A 17,364-nucleotide genomic window follows, 5' to 3' on the forward strand; every position below is an offset into this window, starting at 1 on the left:
TTCAGTTGACGGCCATAGTCGACGCCATCTGCCCTGCGGTCTCTCGGGGAACCTACGTAACGTCAAAAAGACCCGAGATCTCGTTCCCTGCTGTCTGCGCATGCACAGTCGGCGAGACGTCCGAACGCTGTAACAGGCGGGCGGCACCCCGCCGATAAGATGGTCGGCGCGGGTATCATGACGGGCCGCCCAGCGCGCCGGGAGTGTGGGGCGTGGCGACGAACCGACGGACAAGGCCGTCGACGATCAGCAAGGCGATCAGCGAAACGCCGAACAGCGGCAGCAACATCGCCAGGACGACCAGACTCGCGATCAACCATCCTTTACCTGCCACGGCGATCGCCGGAGGTGCGCCCAGCCGCCCTTGCGGCCGCCGTTTCAGCCACATCACAATGCCGAGGATGCTGATGCCGATCAGCGCGAGCGCGGTGAGGACGCCGATGAGCTGGTTGACCCAGCCGAACAATTGCCCTTCATGCCACGCGACCCCGGTGTTCACGATGCGATCGACGATGTGCTGATCGCCGAATCCGCGGCGGCCGGTTTCAACGGCGCTGACGGGTTCGTAGGTCACCTGCCGGTCGAGCCAGCGGTTCTGCGCTTCGGACTTTGCCGTCCAGACATTACGGGTCGGCGGCCCGAACCGCTGAACCGCATGGGGCGGCAGCACCAGGGCCGGAAACGCAAGATGCTCTGCCTCTGCTTTCCGGACGAACGTGGACAGCGGCAATCCCGCCGACGCCGGCGATGCCGCCATCGGCATTGCCATCGCTCCATGATCGTGGCCGGCATGGCCGCCGCCTGCGCCGATCTTCCAGTCTTGCGGTCCCTTGACGAGGCCAAGTTCGGTCCGCGCCCATGCAAACGCGCTACCCCAGACACCGCCCCAGGGCAGGCCACTTGCGAGCATGACGAGCAGCAGCCCGGCGATCCAGAATCCGGTGACACGGTGAATATCCCTGAGCAGGGGCCGGCCGCGCAAGGAAAGGCGCGGCCAGAATGTACCGGCGAACCGGAACGGACGCGGCCACCACAGGTAAAGGCCGGTCAGGATCATCACGATGGTCCAGCTTGCCGCCAGCTCGACCAGCCAGTCGCCGGTACGACCGAGCAGCAACGAGCCGTGGATGCGTGCGACGGTCGCGGAGATCCGGGCGTCGGGATCGAGCGCCCCGAGCACCTCGCCTTGTGGCGAGACGAACACGTCGCGCTTGGCGCCGCCGGGCAGGAGCAACCCGACCGCTGCGGCGTCACCCGGATGTTCGGGCAGCCGATAGCTGTTGAAACGAAGCCCCGGATTCGCAGCGAGCACGGCGGTGAGCTGGGCGTCGGGCGACACGGTGCCTTCTGTCCCGAGACCGCGCCATGCGCGCTCCTCCCAGCGGTCGATCTGCGGCCTGAACAGATAGATTGCGCCGGTCACGGACAGGATCAGGACGAACGGCAGCACGAACAGGCCCGCATAGAAATGCCAGCGCCAGATCGTGCGGTAGAGCGCCGCGCCTTCGGGACCAGCCGAGCGCGCCGCCGTTCCAACCGGATGATCGCACCGCCCACTGCCGTCGATCGGGGCGGCACACAGCTGCGCATCGGGCTTCGAGGTCACGACAATGTCGCCCGAGCATGGAGGGGTGCGCTCACGAGGCGCGCAAGCTGCGCGGATGCGGGTGGGACGGGCAGGCCCGCCGTAACGGCGATAAACGAAGTCTTCATCGGAATTGCATCTTTCGGGCGCCTTGCGCCGGCGTCGAACGCGCGCCGCGCAGTCTCGAGACAAACCGCATGTCCACGAAGCGCCGGCCCTCCGCAGAGGCGCGGGCAAGCAACGGCCGGTCATGCGACGGATATGTCAGTTGGTGGCGGGAGGACCCCGGAGCGGCGGTCGAAGATGGGGTCGCTGCCCAACGCCGGACGGCACCGTCGGACGCGACGCGAGCGCCATGACGAACAGGATCGCGATCGCGAGCAGGACCGGATCGGCAGCAGCCAGCGATGGCGCGGACAAGCCGGAAAACGCGCATGGCTGTTCGGTTCCGCCGTGCTGGCTTTCACCCGGCTTGCCATGCTCGAGACCCGGCGTCGTCGTCACCATCGTCATGGGGCCGCTGCCCGAGCAGAGGCTGACGACGATCCGGCCATGGTCGAAGGTCGGCATGAAGCCGGCGGGCACGAACATCCTCATCATCACCGCCAGCGCCAACAGCGCGCCGGCAAGCACGCGGTGGTTCGTGGTTAAGCGGCGGAGGAGATGCACGCGTCGCGTGTAAGCGGTGAGCGACGCCTTGTCATGCGAGAACTGGGTTGCCGGCCGGCCATGGGACGGAACGCCCGTCGGCCGACGACACCCGACTACGCGGCGCTCATTCCCACTCGATCGTGCCCGGCGGCTTCGACGTATAGTCGTAGGTCACCCGGTTGATACCTTGCACCTCGTTGACGATGCGGGTCGCGACCCGGCTGAGGAAAGCGGCATCGAACGGGTAGACGTCGGCAGTCATGCCGTCGGTCGAGGTGACGGCGCGGAGCGCGCAGACCGAGTCGTAGGTGCGCCCATCGCCCATGACGCCAACGGTTCGTACCGGCAGCAGCACCGCGAAGGCCTGCCAGATCGCGTCGTAGAGGCCGGCGCGGCGGATCTCGTCGAGATAGACGGCGTCGGCCTTGCGCAGGATATCGCAGCGCTCCTTGGTCACCTCGCCCGGGATACGGATCGCGAGGCCGGGCCCCGGGAAGGGGTGGCGGCCGACGAAGATCTCGGGCAGGCCAAGCTCGCGGCCTAGCGCGCGGACTTCGTCCTTGAACAGCTCGCGCAGCGGCTCGACGAGCTTCATGTTCATCCGCTCGGGCAGGCCGCCGACATTGTGGTGGCTCTTGATCGTCACCGACGGGCCGCCGGTGAAGCTGACGCTCTCGATCACGTCGGGATAGAGCGTGCCCTGCGCCAGGAAGTCGGCGCCGCCGACCTTCTTCGCCTCGGCCTCGAACACTTCGATGAAGGTCTTGCCGATGAACTTGCGCTTGGCCTCGGGATCGGTGACGCCCTTGAGGCCGTTGAGGAACAACGTCTCGGCGTTCACATGGACGAGCGGGATGCCGTAATGCTCGCGGAACAGGCTGACGACCTGGTCGGCCTCCCCCATCCGCATCAGGCCGTGGTCGACGAAGACGCAGGTGAGCTGGTCGCCGATCGCCTCGTGTATCAGGACCGCCGCGACCGCGCTGTCGACGCCGCCGGACAGGCCGCAGATCACCTTGCCGTCGCCGACCTGCTCGCGGATCTCCGCGATCTTGGTCGCGCGGAACTCGGCCATCGTCCAGTCGCCGGCGAGACCGCAGACATGCCGCGCGAAATTGGCGATCAGTTTGCCGCCGTCGGGGGTGTGGATGACCTCGGGGTGGAACTGGACGCCGTAGAAGCGGCGCTTCTCGTCCGAGGTGACGGCATAGGGCGCGCCCTCCGACACCGCGACCGGCGCGAAGCCCGACGGCAGCGCATCGACCTTGTCGCCGTGGCTCATCCACACCTGGTGGTGCTCGCCTTCCTTCCACAGACCGTCGAACAGCGCCGAGCGGCTCTTGATCTCGATGAAGGCGCGGCCGAACTCGCGACTGTCATGGCTGGGCGTCACCGATCCGCCGAGTTGCTGGCACATCGTCTGCTGGCCGTAGCAGATGCCGAGGATCGGCACCCCCGCCTCGAAGAAACGCTGCGGCGCGCGGGGAGACCCCATGTCGGCGACCGAGGCCGGGCCGCCCGACAGGATGATGCCCTTGGGATCGAGTCGGTCGAACGCCTCGTCGGCCGCGTTGAACGGCGCGATCTCGCTATAGACCCCCGCTTCGCGGACCCTTCGGGCGATGAGCTGGGTGACCTGACTGCCGAAGTCGACGATCAGGATCGATTCCTGCGGCTGGCTGGGCTTCGGGGCGGCGGCGGGAAGCTGGGCTGTCATGCCGAGCCGATAATGGCCGGCGGCGCGACTGTCCAGAGAAAGGGCATGAAAAAGCCCGCCCCCGATCCAGGGACGGGCCTTTTCACCGTAACCCGCAGGCCGGAATCAGCGTGCCGCCATCCGATCGCCCAAGTCGACCGTCTCGATCTGGCCCTCGCGGACCGCGCAGAAGAAATGCTTGTCGCCGCGCTCGCCACGGACGACGCCGTCGACCCGCCAGCCATCGGGGCCGTCGCGGCCGACCGAGTCGACCGAGGAAACCGGGCCGCGCGCCATGTTCTCGACCGCGTCGGTGCAGATCGAGGCGACCTGGCGGGCGTCCTCGCCCGACTCGCGGAGGTCGTCGCGCTGGTCGTCGCCGCGTCGCGAGGGGATCTGCTCGGCTTTGTTCTTGCTGGCCGAAGAGGCGATCGCGATCGCGCCGCCGCCGATGATCGCGCCGAGCAGGATGTTGCCGAAGGTGTCGCCACCGCCGCCACGATGATGGTGCCCGCCCCAATAGGGCCGTGCCGCCGCGGGAGCCGCCGCTCCAGCCACCAGAGCCAGTGCCGCCGCCGAACCGATGAGTGCCTTGATCATGTCGATGCCCCGAAAGATGCTACGCCTACGATGATGGAGATAGCGATTAACCGCCAGCAGATTGCGGTGAGCTGAATAATCGGCACCCCGTCATGGCCGCCGGCCGGCTTCATTGCCGGACGCAGCTTCCCGTGCGGGCGCAGGTCGCGCTCCAGTCCTGGAAATCGTCCTGGCTCCGCCGCGTCGCGGACCGCAGGGCATCGAGGGCGCCCGCCCAGAGCGTCACCGCCAGACCGCTCGGCTCCTGCGACTGCGCCCTGTAGTAGCTCCTGAGATTCTGGTCGATCAGGGCCAGTTCGGCGGCCGCCCCGGAAATATTCCCGCGCATCATCGACAGTTGCTCGAGCGCCGCGATCCAATGCTGGACGCTGACCGTGTCGCGCCCCTTGAGGATGTCGATCTGCCGCTCGATCATGTTGGCCTCCGCCTGGCGGCGGCGCAGCTCATCGACCTTGCCCTGCATCCACGCCTCCGAAAGCGCGGCCGAGGGACGAGCCGCCATATGCTCGCGCAGGGCCCACAATGTCTGTCCCCGGCCGACCAGCTCGGACAGCGACCAGGCGTCGGCCAGCGCCACCACCAGATCCTCGGGCGCCTCGGGCGCGCTCATCACCAGCGCCTCGACCGCGCGCGTCGCGGCGGACTTGGCGCGGGCGTCGAGCGCCTCGCGCTCCGTCCGATAGGTCGCATCCCGGGCGTCCCAGACCCCGACGAAATCCTTATAAACCGAAGCGGCGACCGGCGTGGCCGCCGCCAGCGACAGCAGGATCAATCCGATGAACCGCATAGAACCGCCCCCCTTCGCCATCCCCTGCCCTCACTTCGCCAGCGCCATCCCCGTCCAATAGCCCATGAAGGCCCAGAGATCGGCATATTCGTCGATGATCTTATCGGTCGGCTTGCCCGACCCGTGACCGGCGCGGGTCTCGATGCGGATCAGGTGCGGCTTGGCCCCGATCTGCGCCGCCTGCAAAGCGGCGGCATATTTGAAGCTGTGCCCAGGCACGACGCGGTCGTCGGTATCGGCGGTCGTCACCATGATCGCCGGATAATCGCTGCCCGCCCTGATGTTGTGATAGGGCGAATAGGCGCGCAGCACCCGGAAATCGGCTTCCTTGCCCGGATCGCCATAATCGTCGACCCAGTAGCGCCCGGCGGTGAAACGGTTGAAGCGCAGCATGTCCATCACGCCCACCGCCGGATTGGCGGCGGCGAACAGGTCCGGCCGCTGGTTGACCACCGCGCCGATCAGCAGGCCGCCGTTCGACCGGCCCATCGCCGCCAGGCGCCCCTTGGCGCTGATCCCGCTGGAAATCAGATATTCGCCGGCCGAGATGAAATCGTCGAACACGTTCTGCTTGCGCGCGAGGCGGCCGGCATCGTGCCAGACCTTGCCATATTCGCCGCCGCCGCGAAGATTGGCGACGGCGTAGACGCCACCCATCTCCATCCAGTCGAGGATCGCGGGTGAGAAGCCCGGCGTCATCGAGATGTTGAAGCCGCCATAGCCGTAGAGCAAGGCCGGCGCGCCCGGCCCGGTCGACTTCTTGCGCGCGACGAACATGGGAATCTCGGTGCCATCCTTCGACCGATAGAATTGCTGGTCGACGATATAGTCGGCCGGGTCGAAGGAGAGCTCCGGCTTGATGAACTCCTCCATTTTCCGGGTCGCGCTGTTGTAGCGGTAGATGGTCGAGGGCGTCGCGAAGCTGGAGAAGCTGAAGAAAGTTTCGGGATCGCCGGTGCGCCCGCCGAAGCCCGCCCCGGTTCCGATATCGGGCAGGTTGATCGGACCGACCAGCTGGCCGGTAAGCTCGAACAGCTGCGCCTCGGTCTTGGCATCGCCCAGATAGGCGAGAATCAGCCGGCTCCCGACCAACGAGACGCCGACCAGCGTGTCGGCGGTCTGGGGGATGATCTCGACCGGCTTCGGCTTCTTCTCCGCCGCGTCGAGCACCACCACCCGCTGGCGTGGCGCCTTCAGGTTGGTGCGGAAATAGAGCTTGCTGCCGACGCTGCCCGCCAGTGCCCATTCGTTGGTGAAACCGGTGACCAGCTTGCGCGGCCTGGCATTGGGTTCCGCCAGATCGAACAGGGTCAGCTCGTAGCGCTCGTCGGTGCCTTCGCTCGACGTGACCAGCGCATAGCGGCCGTCCTGGGTCGTCTCCAGGCTGTGGTTCAGCCGCGGCCGGCCAGGCGTCGCGTAGAGCAGCCTGTCCTCGGACTGCGGCGTCCCGATCCTGTGATAATAAACCTGGTGGTTGAGGTTGAGCTGCTGGAAGGCCTCGCCGTTCTTGGGGGCGGGGAAACGCGAATAATAGAAGCCCCGGCCGTCGCCATCCCAGGCGAGATCCGAGAACTTCACCCATTTGATCTCGTCGTCCAGCGCCTTGCCCGTCGCGACGTCGATGACGCGCAGCGTGCGCCAGTCGCTGCCGCCGTCCTGGATCGAATAGAGCAGCAGGTCGCCATTGTTCGACGGGCGCCATTCGTCGAGCGCGGTCGCTCCGTCCCTGGCCCAACGGTTCGGATCGAGCAGCTCGCGCTGCTTGCCGTCGAGCCCGTCGCGGACCAGCAGCACCGACTGGTTCTGCAGGCCGCTGTTATAGGTGTAGAAATAGCGGCCGCCGCGCTTCCGGGGCACCCCGTAGCGCTCGTAATTCCACAGCGTCTCCAAGCGCTTGCGGATCGCGTCCCGGCTGGGAAGTGCCGCGAGATAGGTCTCGGTGACCTTGTTTTCCGCATCGACCCACTTCGCGACCTCACCGTCCTCGCGAACGTCATTCTCCAGCCAGCGATAGGGATCTGCGATCGCCTCGCCGAACTGATCCTCGACGAGGCCGTCGCGGCGGGTTTCGGGGTAGGCTTGCAATTTGGGACCTTCGGCGAACAAGGGCACGGTGGTGCTCATCGAGAGAAGACAGGCTGTGGCGGCACGCAACACCATCGACGACATCAACGCAGATCCCCTCCGGACACGAAAAGAGCCGCGAGCGTAACGCCCGCGGCTCTCTTTGCAACGACTTGCGGGAGTCCATCCACTCCGCAATGGAGCGGAGGACGGATCAGGCCGCTTCGGCCTCGTCCTCGTCGCTCGCGACCGGACCCGAATCCTGGCCCTTGGCCGAGACGTCACGGTCGACGAACTCGATGATCGCCATCGAAGCTGCGTCCGACGCGCGGATGCCGGCCTTGACGATGCGGGTGTAGCCGCCGTTGCGCGAGGCATAACGCTCGGCCAGCACCTCGAACAGCTTCTTCAGCTGGGTATCGTCCTGGAGGCGCGCATGGGCGAGACGGCGATTGGCGAGACCGCCCTTCTTGGCCAGCGTGATCAGCTTCTCGACATAGGGGCGAAGCTCCTTCGCCTTGGCGAGCGTGGTCAGGATCTGCTCGTGCTTGACGAGCGCCGCCGACTGATTGCGGAACAGGGCGGCCCGATGGGAAGCGGTCCGCTGAAGCTTACGACCGCCGACGCGATGGCGCATGGTGTTTTCCTTCGTTTGTCAGGGGGCCGTTCAAGGTACCCCAAGCCAGGCGGCAGTCGAGGGCGCCGCCCTTTCCCTTTCTGCTTCTATCCCGCCTGACGGCGGGTTCCGCCCTCTCCCGCGAAAGCGAGAGAGGGCAAAACAGGATCAGAATTCCTGTTCGAGCTTCTTGGCCATTTCCTCGATGTTCTCCGGCGGCCAGCCCGGGATTTCCATCCCCAGGCGCAGACCCATCGAAGCGAGGACTTCCTTGATCTCGTTGAGCGACTTGCGGCCGAAGTTCGGCGTGCGCAGCATCTCGGCCTCGGTCTTCTGGACCAGGTCGCCGATGTAGATGATGTTGTCGTTCTTGAGGCAGTTGGCCGAACGGACCGAAAGCTCGAGCTCGTCGACCTTCTTGAGGAGGTAGCGGTTGAGCTGGTTGGCATCGCCTTCCGGCTCGCCCGCGCCGCCGGCGGCGGCCGCGCCGCCCGAGGCCGGCGCCGAGATCGCCATGCCGTCGTCGAAGTGGACGAAGAGCTGGAGTTGATCCTGCAGGATGCGTGCCGAATAGGCGAGCGCGTCTTCCGGCGTCACGGTGCCGTCGGTCTCGATCGTCAGGGTCAGCTTGTCATAGTCGAGCTCCTGCCCGACGCGGGTGTTCTCGACCTTGTAGGCGACCTGACGAACCGGCGAGTAGAGCGCATCCACCGGGATCAGGCCGATCGGGGCGTCGACCGGGCGGTTGGCCGCGGCGGTGACATAGCCCTTGCCGACATCGGCGGTCAGTTCCATGTTCAGCGTCGCGCCATCGTCGAGGTGGCAGATCACCAGGTCGGTGTTCATGACCTCGATGTCGCCCGAAGCCGCGATCATGCCCGCGGTGACTTCGGCCGGGCCGGTCGCCGACAGCTGGAGCCGGCGCGGTCCGTCGCCCTGCATGCGCAGCGCGATCTGCTTGACGTTGAGAACGATATCGGTGACGTCCTCGCGGACGCCTGCGAGGCTCGAGAACTCGTGAAGCACATTCTCGATCTTGATCGACGTGACGGCGGCGCCCTGCAGCGAGGACAGCAGCACGCGGCGCAGCGAGTTGCCGAGCGTCAGGCCGAAGCCGCGCTCCAGCGGCTCGGCAACGAAGGTCGCCTTGCGCTTGCCGTCGCCGCCCGACTTCTTTTCGAGGCCGTTCGGCTTCTTGAGTTCCTGCCAGTTCTTTGCGTTGACAGCCACTGTGTTCCCCTTGGGGTATGGCAGGCGCGGGAGGCAACCTGCCGGAAAAACGGAGAGCGGGGGCCGAAGCCCCCAAGCCGGATCAGACGCGGCGGCGCTTGGACGGACGAACGCCGTTATGCGGGATCGGCGTCACGTCACGGATCGACGTGATGTGGAAACCGACCGCCTGCAGGGCGCGCAGGGCCGACTCGCGGCCCGACCCGGGACCCTTGACCTCGACCTCGAGCGTGCGGACACCGTGCTCGGCGGCCTTCTTGCCGGCGTCCTCGGCGGCGACCTGGGCGGCATAGGGAGTCGACTTGCGGCTGCCCTTGAAGCCCATCATGCCAGCCGACGACCAGGCAATCGCATTGCCCTGCGCATCGGTGATCGTGATCATCGTGTTGTTGAAGCTGGCGTTCACATGCGCGACGCCGGCGGTGATGTTCTTGCGCTCGCGACGGCGAATGCGCTGAGGTTCACGTGCCATCTTATCCGTTTCCTACATGAAGGAGCGAACGCCGGAGCCGTTGGGCCCGGCGCTCAAGCCCATTACTTCTTCTTACCAGCGATCGGCTTGGCCTTGCCCTTGCGGGTGCGCGCATTGGTGTGCGTGCGCTGGCCACGGACCGGCAAGCCCTTGCGATGGCGCAGGCCGCGATAGCAGGCCAGGTCCATCAGGCGCTTGATGTTCATCGCCACCTGGCGGCGAAGATCGCCTTCCACGGTGTAGCCGGCATCGATCGCTTCGCGGATCTGCAGGACTTCCTGATCGCTCAGGTCCTGGACGCGGCGCTGCGGCTCGATGCCCAGCTTGGTGGTGATTTCCTTGGCCTTGGCCGGGCCAATGCCGTGAATGTAGGTCAACGCGATTTCGACGCGCTTGTTGGTCGGGATATTGACACCCGCAATACGTGCCACTGTGCTATTCTCCTGCTCCACGGGGCGGTTGGCATGCCGCCCCATCTCGACGCTCACCCCGTCGGACCGGGGCCGCCTCCCACCACGCAAGAAGCACGGCACGCGCACGAAGCGGCACCGGGCGGAGCGGCATGGGAACGGGCGTCACTAATAGGCGCGACCCTGACTGTCAAGCGCCTGTCAAGCGTGGAGCGACCGGCGCAATAGGCCCGATCGGACGGAGCGATCAAGACGTACATCGCCTTGGAGCGGCGGACCGTGCAGCCTATAGCGGTAGGCGGAACGGGGAGGAACGGGCATGCACATCGGTTTCGTCGGGCTCGGGCAGATGGGGGCCGCGATCGCCGCCAACATCCTGAAGGCCGGTTTCGATCTGACGCTATGGAACCGTTCCGCGGACAAGGCCGCGCCGCTGGTCGCCGCGGGTGCGACACTGGCCGATTCGCCCTGCGCGCTGGCCAGCGGGTGCGACATCGTTCTCTCGATTCTCGCCGACGATCGCGCGCTGGACGCCGTGCTCGACGGCGAGGACGGGCTGCTCGCCGGCCTTCGGCCGGGGGCGCTCCACATATCGATGAGCACGATCGCGGTCGCGACCGCCGAGGCGGTGCGCGACCGCCATGTCGCCCGGGGCCAGCATTTCCTGTCCGCTCCGGTGTTCGGCCGCCCCGATGCGGCCGCCGCCGGAAAGCTGTCGGTCGTCGCGGCCGGGGACGCCGCCGACATCGATCGTGCCGAGCCGCTGTTGCGGGCGATCGGCCACAAGCTGTTCCGCGTCGGCGACGATCCGCCGGCGGCCAACCTGATCAAGCTGTGCGGCAATTTCATGCTGATGGCTGCGGTCGAGGCGATGGCGGAGGCGATGACGCTGGCGGAAAAGGGCGGCGCCGGCGGGACAACGCTGCTGGAAGTGATGACGAACACGCTGTTCGATGCGCTCGCCTATCGCAATTACGGGCCGATGCTCGCCGAGCGACGCTTCCACCCGGCGGGCTTTCCGGCAGCGTTGGGCCTGAAGGACATGCGGCTGGTCGGCGCCGCGGCGGAGGACAGCCGGGTGCCGATGCCGCTGCTCAGCCTGTTGCGCGATCGCCTGGTCGAAACCATCGCCAAGGAAGGCGAGGATATCGACTGGTCGGGGATCGGGCTGACCGTCGCCAAGAATGCGGGCCTCTGAGCGGATGGCGCGACAGCCGCTGGTCCCATCCGACCGCGCCCGCTTCTACCGCAACAATTTCGACGCGATCCGGCTCGCCATGGCGCTGCTCGTCGTCTTCTCGCACAGCTATGCGCTCCGCCTCGGCGACGAGGCGGCCGAGCCCGTCTCGATCGCCACCAACGGCCATTATAATGCCGGCAATATCGGCGTCTGGGTCTTCTTCATCGTCAGCGGCTTCCTGATCGCGCACAGCCATGAGCGCGCCTCGTCGCTTGCCAGCTATGCGGTGAAGCGGATCAGGCGCATCTATCCGGGCTATCTGGTCGCGACCTCGGTCTGCGCCTTCGTGGTCACGCCGCTGTTCGCACCGCCGGGCTTCGTGCCGACGATCGCCGAGGCGTTCCGCACGCTCGGTGCCAATCTGCTGCTCGCCAATCACTTTCCCCTGCCCCACCTGTTCGCGGCCAATCCGATTCCCGCGGTCAACGGTGCGCTGTGGAGCATCAAGTTCGAGGCGCTCTGCTATGTCGGCGTCGCGCTGCTCGGCATTCTGGCGCTGTCGATGCGGCGTTGGACGGTACCGCTTCTCTACGTCGTGGTGGTGGCGATCTGGTGCTGGCTCGATCTCACCGGCCGCAAGCCGGGCGGGCCGAGACTGGTCTACGACGTCATCGGCTGGCCCTATCTCTGGTTCCAGGTGCTGCCCAATTTCCTGGCCGGGATGATCGCCTATCTGCACCGCGACCATATACCGCGCTCGACGGCCCTGCTGGTCGTGGGCCTGGCCGCTGCGATGCTGGCTTTCCACCTTGGCGGCCGGGGACCCACGGGGATCGTCGCGGCGCATGTGCTGGCGCCTCCGGCCTTGGCCTATCTGGTGTTCTGGTTCGCCTTCCATCCCGGCATCGACCTTAGCGGTGCCGCGCGCTACGGCGACTTCTCCTACGGCACCTATCTCTATGCCTTCGTGATCCAGCAGATGCTGGTTGCGACCACCGACCTACCCTTCCCCCTGTTCGTCCTCGCCTCGATGGCGCTGGCGCTGGCGGCCGGCGTGGCAAGCTGGTGGCTGGTCGAGCGCAATTTCCTCGATCATGGCCGGAAACCCGCCGAGCATCGGCCCGAAAGGAAGGAGGCGCCCGCTCTTCCCTGAGCGGACGCCTCCTGTCTTCAACCGATCAGGATATGACGATCAGACGACGCCATAGGCGAGCATCGCGTCGGCCACCTTCTTGAAGCCGGCGATGTTTGCGCCGCGCACATAGTCGATATGATCGCTGCCGGCGACGCCGCCATATTCGACGCAGCGCGAATGGATGCCCTGCATGATGTCGACGAGCAAGCGCTGCAGCTCTTCTTCCTTCCACGAGATACGCGCCGAGTTCTGGCTCATCTCGAGGCCGGACACCGCGACGCCGCCGGCATTGGCGGCCTTGCCCGGCGCGAACAGGATCTGCGCCTTCTTGAAGACATGGGTGCCTTCGAGCGTGGTCGGCATGTTGGCGCCTTCCGACACCGCGATCACGCCGTTCTTGACCAGCGTCTTGGCCTCCTCCTCGTTCAGCTCGTTCTGTGTCGCGCAGGGGACCGCCACGTCGCAGGGCACGCCCCAGGGACGCGCGCCGTTGCCGTGGAACTCGGCGCCCTTGAACTCCTGCACATATTCGGAGATGCGGCCGCGGCGCTTATTCTTGAGGTCCTTGACCCAGTTGACCTTGTCCTGGGTGATGCCTTCCGGATCGTAGATGAAGCCTTCCGAATCCGACAGCGTCAGCACCTTGCCGCCGAGCTGGTTGATCTTCTCGGCCGCATGCGTCGCGACGTTGCCCGAACCCGAGATGACCGCGTTGAGGCCGACCAGGTCCTTGCCCTTGGTCTTGAGCATCTCGTGCAGGAAATAGACCGCGCCATAGCCTGTCGCCTCGGTACGGATCAGCGAGCCGCCATATTCGAGACCCTTGCCGGTCAGCACGCCGGTGAACTCGTTGGTCAGGCGCTTGTACTGGCCGAACATGTAGCCGATTTCGCGGCCACCGACGCCGATGTCGCCGGCGGGGACGTCGACGTCCGCGCCGATATGGCGATAGAGCTCGTTCATGAAGCTCTGGCAGAAGCGCATGACCTCGTTGGCGCTCTTGCCCTTCGGGTTGAAGTTGGAGCCGCCCTTGCCACCGCCCATCGGCAGGCCGGTGAGCGCGTTCTTGAAGGTCTGCTCGAAGGCCAGGAATTTGAGCACGCTCTCGGTCACCGACGGGTGAAAGCGGATGCCGCCCTTGTACGGCCCGATCGAATTGTTGTTCTGGACGCGCCAGCCACGCTGGACGCGGATATTACCCTTGTCGTCTTCCCAGCAGACCCGGAAGCTGATCACCCGATCCGGTTCCGCGATACGGCGGAGGATCTGATATTTGTGATACTGCTCCTTGTCGGCGATGAAATCGAAGATGTCCTCGGCGACTTCCTGCACCGCCTGCGCGAACTCAGGCTGACCCGGATTGCGCTTCTTCACCCCCTCGACGAACGTCGCGAGATCCACATGATCGGAAACGGCCATAGATTTTTCCCCTGCTCCTCAGACCCGTCCCCGGTATCGCGGGACTCGGCATCCGTGGCGACAGGCATCCCGCGATTCCGGGATGTGAGCAAGGACTTTTCCTTACGCTCGCGCAGGAGTTTCGGCCAAACCAGCAGCCTGACATCGGGGTGAAACGACACTGCCGGAAAAGCGTCGTCGAGCGGCTCCACGCGCCGCTCGCGACGCTACCAGTGGCCCCAGAAACTGAGTATCTTGTCGATGGGGGTCAACGGCGCGCCGAGACCGAGGACCAGGATTACAGCGACGAGGAGCAGAAGCCCGGCCCAGCGCGCGGCCCGCCTCACGAGGCTGACCAATAGTGTCAGCCAGGCAATGGTCTCGCGCTGGACGGTTCCAGACCGCCGCCGCCGCCGTCTCCGCCTGACCGGTCGTTGTTCCATGTCCGCGCGACCATGCACGAAATATGGAAAAAGGCCAAGGCGGTTCAACACCGGGCCGTAACGACCCGCCCGTGCCGGACGCGGCGGCGGACGCCGTTCAGCTGTCGAGGATCTTGGCGATCGCCGCCGAGACAAGGTCCATGTCGGCCATGCCGTCGACCCGCTGCACCAGCCCTCGGGCCTCGTAGACCGGCAGGATCGGCGCGGTCTTGGCACGATATTCGGCCATCCGGGTCCGCACCGTTTCCTCATTGTCGTCGGGACGGCGCTTGAACTCGGTCGATCCGCACCGGTCGCAGATTCCGGCGACCTTCGGCTGTTTGAAGCTGTCGTGATAGCCTTCACCGCAATTAGCGCAGGTGTAGCGGCCGGTGATCCGCTCGACGAGGGCGTCCTCGTCCACTTCGAGCTCGATGACATGGTCGAGGCTGCGGCCGCGGCTCGCGAGGATCTCGTCCAGCGACCGGGCCTGCGCCTCGGTGCGGGGATAGCCGTCGAAGATCGCGCCTTCGGACGGCGCCATGCTGTCGAGCTTCTCGCCGATCAGGCCCGAGACGATCTCGTCCGAGACGAGCTCGCCCGCATCCATCACCGCCTTCGCCTTCAGGCCGATCGGCGTTCCCGCCTTGACCGCCGCGCGCAGCATGTCCCCGGTCGAAAGCTGCACCATGCCGCGATCGGCGACGAGCTTCGACGCCTGCGTTCCCTTGCCGGCGCCGGGCGGTCCCAGCAATATGATGTTCACGAGCGGGCGCTCCGCGTAAACGTCGGAAAATTCACCTCCGCATTCCCCCCTTGAGTTTGGCCTTCTTGATGAGGTCGCCATATTGATGCGCGAGCAGATGGCTCTGGATCTGCGTCACGGTGTCGATCGTCACGTTGACGACGATCAGCAGGCTCGTACCACCAAGCGCGATGCCCAGGCCATATTGCGATGTGACATATTCGGGCACAAGGCAGATGAACGTCAGATAGGCCGCCCCGACCACGGTGATGCGGGTCAACACATAATCGAGATAGTCCGCGGTATTCTTGCCCGGGCGGATGCCGGGAATGAATCCGCCATAGCGCTTCAGATTGTCCGCGGTCTCCTCCGGGTTGAAGACGACGGCGGTGTAGAAGAAGCAGAAGAAGATGATGCCCGCGGCATAGAGCGCCATGTAAAGCGGCGTACCGTGGTGCAGATACTGGTTCATCCCGATGATGAAGTCGCCCCACATGCTCTCGCCCTGGGTCCGCTGGCCGGCGAACTGGCTCACGGTCAGCGGCATCAGCAGCAGCGACGAGGCGAAGATCGGCGGGATCACGTTGGCGGTGTTGATCTTGAGCGGCAGGTGGCTCTTATCGGCCTGCATCACGCCGCGCGCGGTCTGGCGCTTGGGATACTGGATCAGGACGCGGCGCTGCGCACGCTCCATGAAGACGATGCCCGCCACCAGGGCGACGACGCCGATCACCGCGCCGATGATGAACACCGCCGACAGCGATCCGGTGCGGCCGCCTTCGAACAGGTTGGCCAGCGCCGTCGGCAGCTGCGATACGATACCCGCCATGATGATCAGCGAGATGCCGTTGCCGATGCCGCGGCTCGTGATCTGCTCGCCCAGCCACATCAGGAACATGGTGCCGCCGATCAGCGAGATCACCGTCGTCGCGCGGAAGAGATAGGGATCGATGACCACCGCATCCATGCCCGCGCTCGCACCCCAGCTCTCGAGGCCGACCGCGATGAAATAGCCCTGGATGCCCGTCAGCAGCACGGTGCCGTAGCGGGTATACTGGTTGAGCTTCTTGCGCCCGCTCTCGCCTTCCTTCTTGATCGCGGCGAGCGTCGGCGACAGCGAAGTCGCCAGCTGCACGACGATCGAGGCGGTGATGTAGGGCATCACCCCGAGCGCGATCAGCGACATGCGCGTCAGCGAGCCGCCCGAGAAGGCGTTGAAGAAATCGAGCACGCCGCCCTTCGTCGTATCGAACAGCGACTGGAGCGCGCGCGGATCGAGGCCCGGCAGCGGCACATGGCTGAGCAGGCGGAAGATAATCAACGCGCCCAGCGTGAACCACAGGCGCTTCTTGAGCTCGGTCGCCTTGGCGAACTGGCTGAGATTGACGTTGGCGGCCATCTGTTCGGCTGCGGATGCCATGCGTTTCTGACCCCGAAAATAAAAGCGGCGGCGAACCTCTTGGGTACCGCCGCCGCCTCATATAGTGTTCGCGTCGCGCTTGTCTAAGCCCGATTGCGAGGCGGCTCAGGCTTTGGCCGCGGCCTTCTTCGCTTCCTTGTCGGCAGCGCGGGCCTTCTGGACGGTGCGGTGCTTGGCCTGGGCCTTGTCCGCAGCGGCCACGACCTCGATCACCTCGACCGATCCGCCGGCCTTTTCGATCGCCGCCTTGGCACCCGCGGAAACGCCGGCGACCTTCAGCGAGATCTTCGCGGAGAGCTCACCCTTGCCGAGAACGCGGACGCCGTCCTTGCCGCCACGGGCGACGCCGGCCGCCTTCAGCGCGGCATGATCGATCACGCCCTTGGCGTCGAGCTTGCCGGCCTCGACCAGCTTCTGGATCGCGCCCAGGTTCACCTCGGCATAGTCCTTGGCGAAGATATTGTTGAAGCCGCGCTTCGGGATCCGCATGTGGAGCGGCATCTGGCCGCCCTCGAAGCCGTTGATCGAGACGCCCGAGCGGCTCGTCTGGCCCTTCTGGCCTCGGCCGGCGGTCTTGCCCAGGCCCGAACCGATACCACGGCCGACGCGGACGCGGCTCTTGCGGGCACCCTTGTTATCGCGGATTTCGTTGAGTTTCATGATCTGCACTCGCTTTCGCTATGTTCGCGCTGAATAGAGGAAGGGGGCCATTAGCCCCCTTCGATCCGTTTGGCCAGCCCCGAGGGACCGGCGGATCGGGACGAGGACTTAGTCCTCGACCTTCACCATATGCTGCACCTTGCGGATCATGCCGCGGACTTCGGGGGTGTCCTGAAGCTCGCGGGTCCGGTGCATCTTGTTGAGGCCGAGGCCGATCAGCGTGGCACGCTGGTCGGCGGTGCGGCGGATCGGCGAACCGACCTGCGTTACCTTGAGGGTCTTGGCAGCCATCG

The 17,364-nt window shown here is 65.9% G+C and carries 17 protein-coding genes; 2 read left to right on the forward strand and 15 right to left on the reverse strand.

Features of this window, described 5'->3' with window-relative positions:
* Nucleotides 1-175 precede the first annotated feature (175 nt).
* The 10 genes from ASE22_RS18995 to rpsM form a co-directional block, all read right to left on the reverse strand.
* Entirely contained in the window at nt 176-1,606 is a 1,431-nt protein-coding gene (locus tag ASE22_RS18995) for a PepSY-associated TM helix domain-containing protein (protein ID WP_235536290.1), read from the reverse strand.
* Between the two features lie 243 nt (nt 1,607-1,849).
* Nucleotides 1,850-2,254, reverse strand: a complete 405-nt coding sequence (locus ASE22_RS19000) for a DUF2946 family protein (RefSeq protein ID WP_235537372.1) — start codon at nt 2,252-2,254, stop codon at nt 1,850-1,852.
* 106 nt (nt 2,255-2,360) lie between these two features.
* Nucleotides 2,361-3,953 (reverse strand): glutamine-hydrolyzing GMP synthase, encoded by a 1,593-nt coding sequence (gene guaA / locus ASE22_RS19005; RefSeq protein WP_056363432.1) that lies wholly within the window; start codon nt 3,951-3,953, stop codon nt 2,361-2,363.
* Nucleotides 3,954-4,058: 105 nt separating this feature from the next.
* Entirely contained in the window at nt 4,059-4,532 is a 474-nt protein-coding gene (locus ASE22_RS19010) for a hypothetical protein (RefSeq protein WP_056363434.1), read from the reverse strand.
* A 109-nt stretch (nt 4,533-4,641) separates the two neighbouring features.
* Nucleotides 4,642-5,319 carry a hypothetical protein gene (locus tag ASE22_RS19015; protein WP_056363436.1) on the reverse strand — a complete coding sequence of 226 codons (678 nt, stop codon included), beginning with the start codon at nt 5,317-5,319 and terminating at the stop codon, nt 4,642-4,644.
* A gap of 30 nt (nt 5,320-5,349) precedes the next feature.
* Nucleotides 5,350-7,488 carry a prolyl oligopeptidase family serine peptidase gene (locus ASE22_RS19020; protein WP_056363438.1) on the reverse strand — a complete coding sequence of 713 codons (2,139 nt, stop codon included), beginning with the start codon at nt 7,486-7,488 and terminating at the stop codon, nt 5,350-5,352.
* 109 nt (nt 7,489-7,597) lie between these two features.
* Nucleotides 7,598-8,020, reverse strand: coding sequence for a 50S ribosomal protein L17 (gene rplQ / locus ASE22_RS19025; RefSeq protein ID WP_056363440.1), 423 nt, complete (start codon nt 8,018-8,020; stop codon nt 7,598-7,600).
* A 147-nt stretch (nt 8,021-8,167) separates the two neighbouring features.
* Nucleotides 8,168-9,229, reverse strand: a complete 1,062-nt coding sequence (locus ASE22_RS19030; protein ID WP_056363442.1) for a DNA-directed RNA polymerase subunit alpha — start codon at nt 9,227-9,229, stop codon at nt 8,168-8,170.
* Between the two features lie 82 nt (nt 9,230-9,311).
* Nucleotides 9,312-9,701 (reverse strand): 30S ribosomal protein S11, encoded by a 390-nt coding sequence (gene rpsK / locus ASE22_RS19035; protein WP_011952170.1) that lies wholly within the window; start codon nt 9,699-9,701, stop codon nt 9,312-9,314.
* A gap of 62 nt (nt 9,702-9,763) precedes the next feature.
* A complete protein-coding gene (gene rpsM / locus ASE22_RS19040) occupies nt 9,764-10,132 on the reverse strand; it encodes a 30S ribosomal protein S13 (protein WP_056364116.1) in 369 nt (122 codons plus the stop codon).
* A 298-nt stretch (nt 10,133-10,430) separates the two neighbouring features.
* On the opposite strand from rpsM, the gene ASE22_RS19045 reads away from it, so the two are divergent.
* Together ASE22_RS19045 and ASE22_RS19050 are read left to right on the forward strand one after the other, a co-directional pair.
* Nucleotides 10,431-11,309, forward strand: a complete 879-nt coding sequence (locus ASE22_RS19045; RefSeq protein WP_056363444.1) for an NAD(P)-dependent oxidoreductase — start codon at nt 10,431-10,433, stop codon at nt 11,307-11,309.
* Nucleotides 11,296-12,444, forward strand: a complete 1,149-nt coding sequence (locus tag ASE22_RS19050; RefSeq protein ID WP_235538178.1) for an acyltransferase family protein — start codon at nt 11,296-11,298, stop codon at nt 12,442-12,444. Before ASE22_RS19045 ends, ASE22_RS19050 begins: the two co-directional genes overlap by 14 nt.
* Nucleotides 12,445-12,483: 39 nt before the next feature.
* Here ASE22_RS19050 and gdhA read toward each other — a convergent pair whose 3' ends face one another.
* The 5 genes from gdhA to rpmD all read right to left on the reverse strand — a co-directional run bounded on the left by gdhA (nt 12,484) and on the right by rpmD (nt 17,362).
* Nucleotides 12,484-13,845: an NADP-specific glutamate dehydrogenase gene (gene gdhA / locus ASE22_RS19055; RefSeq protein WP_056363445.1), complete on the reverse strand. Its 1,362-nt coding sequence runs from the start codon at nt 13,843-13,845 to the stop codon at nt 12,484-12,486.
* Nucleotides 13,846-14,364: 519 nt separating this feature from the next.
* A complete protein-coding gene (locus ASE22_RS19060; RefSeq protein ID WP_056363447.1) occupies nt 14,365-15,012 on the reverse strand; it encodes an adenylate kinase in 648 nt (215 codons plus the stop codon).
* A gap of 31 nt (nt 15,013-15,043) precedes the next feature.
* Nucleotides 15,044-16,411, reverse strand: coding sequence for a preprotein translocase subunit SecY (secY, locus tag ASE22_RS19065; RefSeq protein ID WP_056363449.1), 1,368 nt, complete (start codon nt 16,409-16,411; stop codon nt 15,044-15,046).
* Nucleotides 16,412-16,516: 105 nt separating this feature from the next.
* The gene (gene rplO / locus ASE22_RS19070) at nt 16,517-17,071 is read right to left on the reverse strand and encodes a 50S ribosomal protein L15 (protein WP_056363451.1); all 555 of its coding nucleotides are present in this window, start codon (nt 17,069-17,071) and stop codon (nt 16,517-16,519) included.
* A 108-nt stretch (nt 17,072-17,179) separates the two neighbouring features.
* The gene (gene rpmD, locus ASE22_RS19075; RefSeq protein ID WP_056363453.1) at nt 17,180-17,362 is read right to left on the reverse strand and encodes a 50S ribosomal protein L30; all 183 of its coding nucleotides are present in this window, start codon (nt 17,360-17,362) and stop codon (nt 17,180-17,182) included.
* Nucleotides 17,363-17,364 lie beyond the last annotated feature (2 nt).

Source organism: Sphingomonas sp. Root720 (assembly GCF_001428605.1).
Lineage (GTDB): Bacteria > Pseudomonadota > Alphaproteobacteria > Sphingomonadales > Sphingomonadaceae > Rhizorhabdus.

What these genes read in the sequence shown, in the direction of transcription:
- gdhA (WP_056363445.1), bottom strand. Translation starts at nt 13,845, where the DNA reads ATGGCCGTTTCCGATCATGTGGATCTCGCGACGTTCGTCGAGGGGGTG.
- ASE22_RS19015 (WP_056363436.1), bottom strand. Translation starts at nt 5,319, where the DNA reads ATGCGGTTCATCGGATTGATCCTGCTGTCGCTGGCGGCGGCCACGCCG.
- rpmD (WP_056363453.1), bottom strand. Translation starts at nt 17,362, where the DNA reads ATGGCTGCCAAGACCCTCAAGGTAACGCAGGTCGGTTCGCCGATCCGC.
- ASE22_RS19050 (WP_235538178.1), top strand. Translation starts at nt 11,296, where the DNA reads ATGCGGGCCTCTGAGCGGATGGCGCGACAGCCGCTGGTCCCATCCGAC.
- rpsK (WP_011952170.1), bottom strand. Translation starts at nt 9,701, where the DNA reads ATGGCACGTGAACCTCAGCGCATTCGCCGTCGCGAGCGCAAGAACATC.
- rplQ (WP_056363440.1), bottom strand. Translation starts at nt 8,020, where the DNA reads ATGCGCCATCGCGTCGGCGGTCGTAAGCTTCAGCGGACCGCTTCCCAT.
- secY (WP_056363449.1), bottom strand. Translation starts at nt 16,411, where the DNA reads ATGGCATCCGCAGCCGAACAGATGGCCGCCAACGTCAATCTCAGCCAG.
- ASE22_RS19045 (WP_056363444.1), top strand. Translation starts at nt 10,431, where the DNA reads ATGCACATCGGTTTCGTCGGGCTCGGGCAGATGGGGGCCGCGATCGCC.
- ASE22_RS19010 (WP_056363434.1), bottom strand. Translation starts at nt 4,532, where the DNA reads ATGATCAAGGCACTCATCGGTTCGGCGGCGGCACTGGCTCTGGTGGCT.
- rplO (WP_056363451.1), bottom strand. Translation starts at nt 17,071, where the DNA reads ATGAAACTCAACGAAATCCGCGATAACAAGGGTGCCCGCAAGAGCCGC.
- guaA (WP_056363432.1), bottom strand. Translation starts at nt 3,953, where the DNA reads ATGACAGCCCAGCTTCCCGCCGCCGCCCCGAAGCCCAGCCAGCCGCAG.
- ASE22_RS19020 (WP_056363438.1), bottom strand. Translation starts at nt 7,488, where the DNA reads ATGTCGTCGATGGTGTTGCGTGCCGCCACAGCCTGTCTTCTCTCGATG.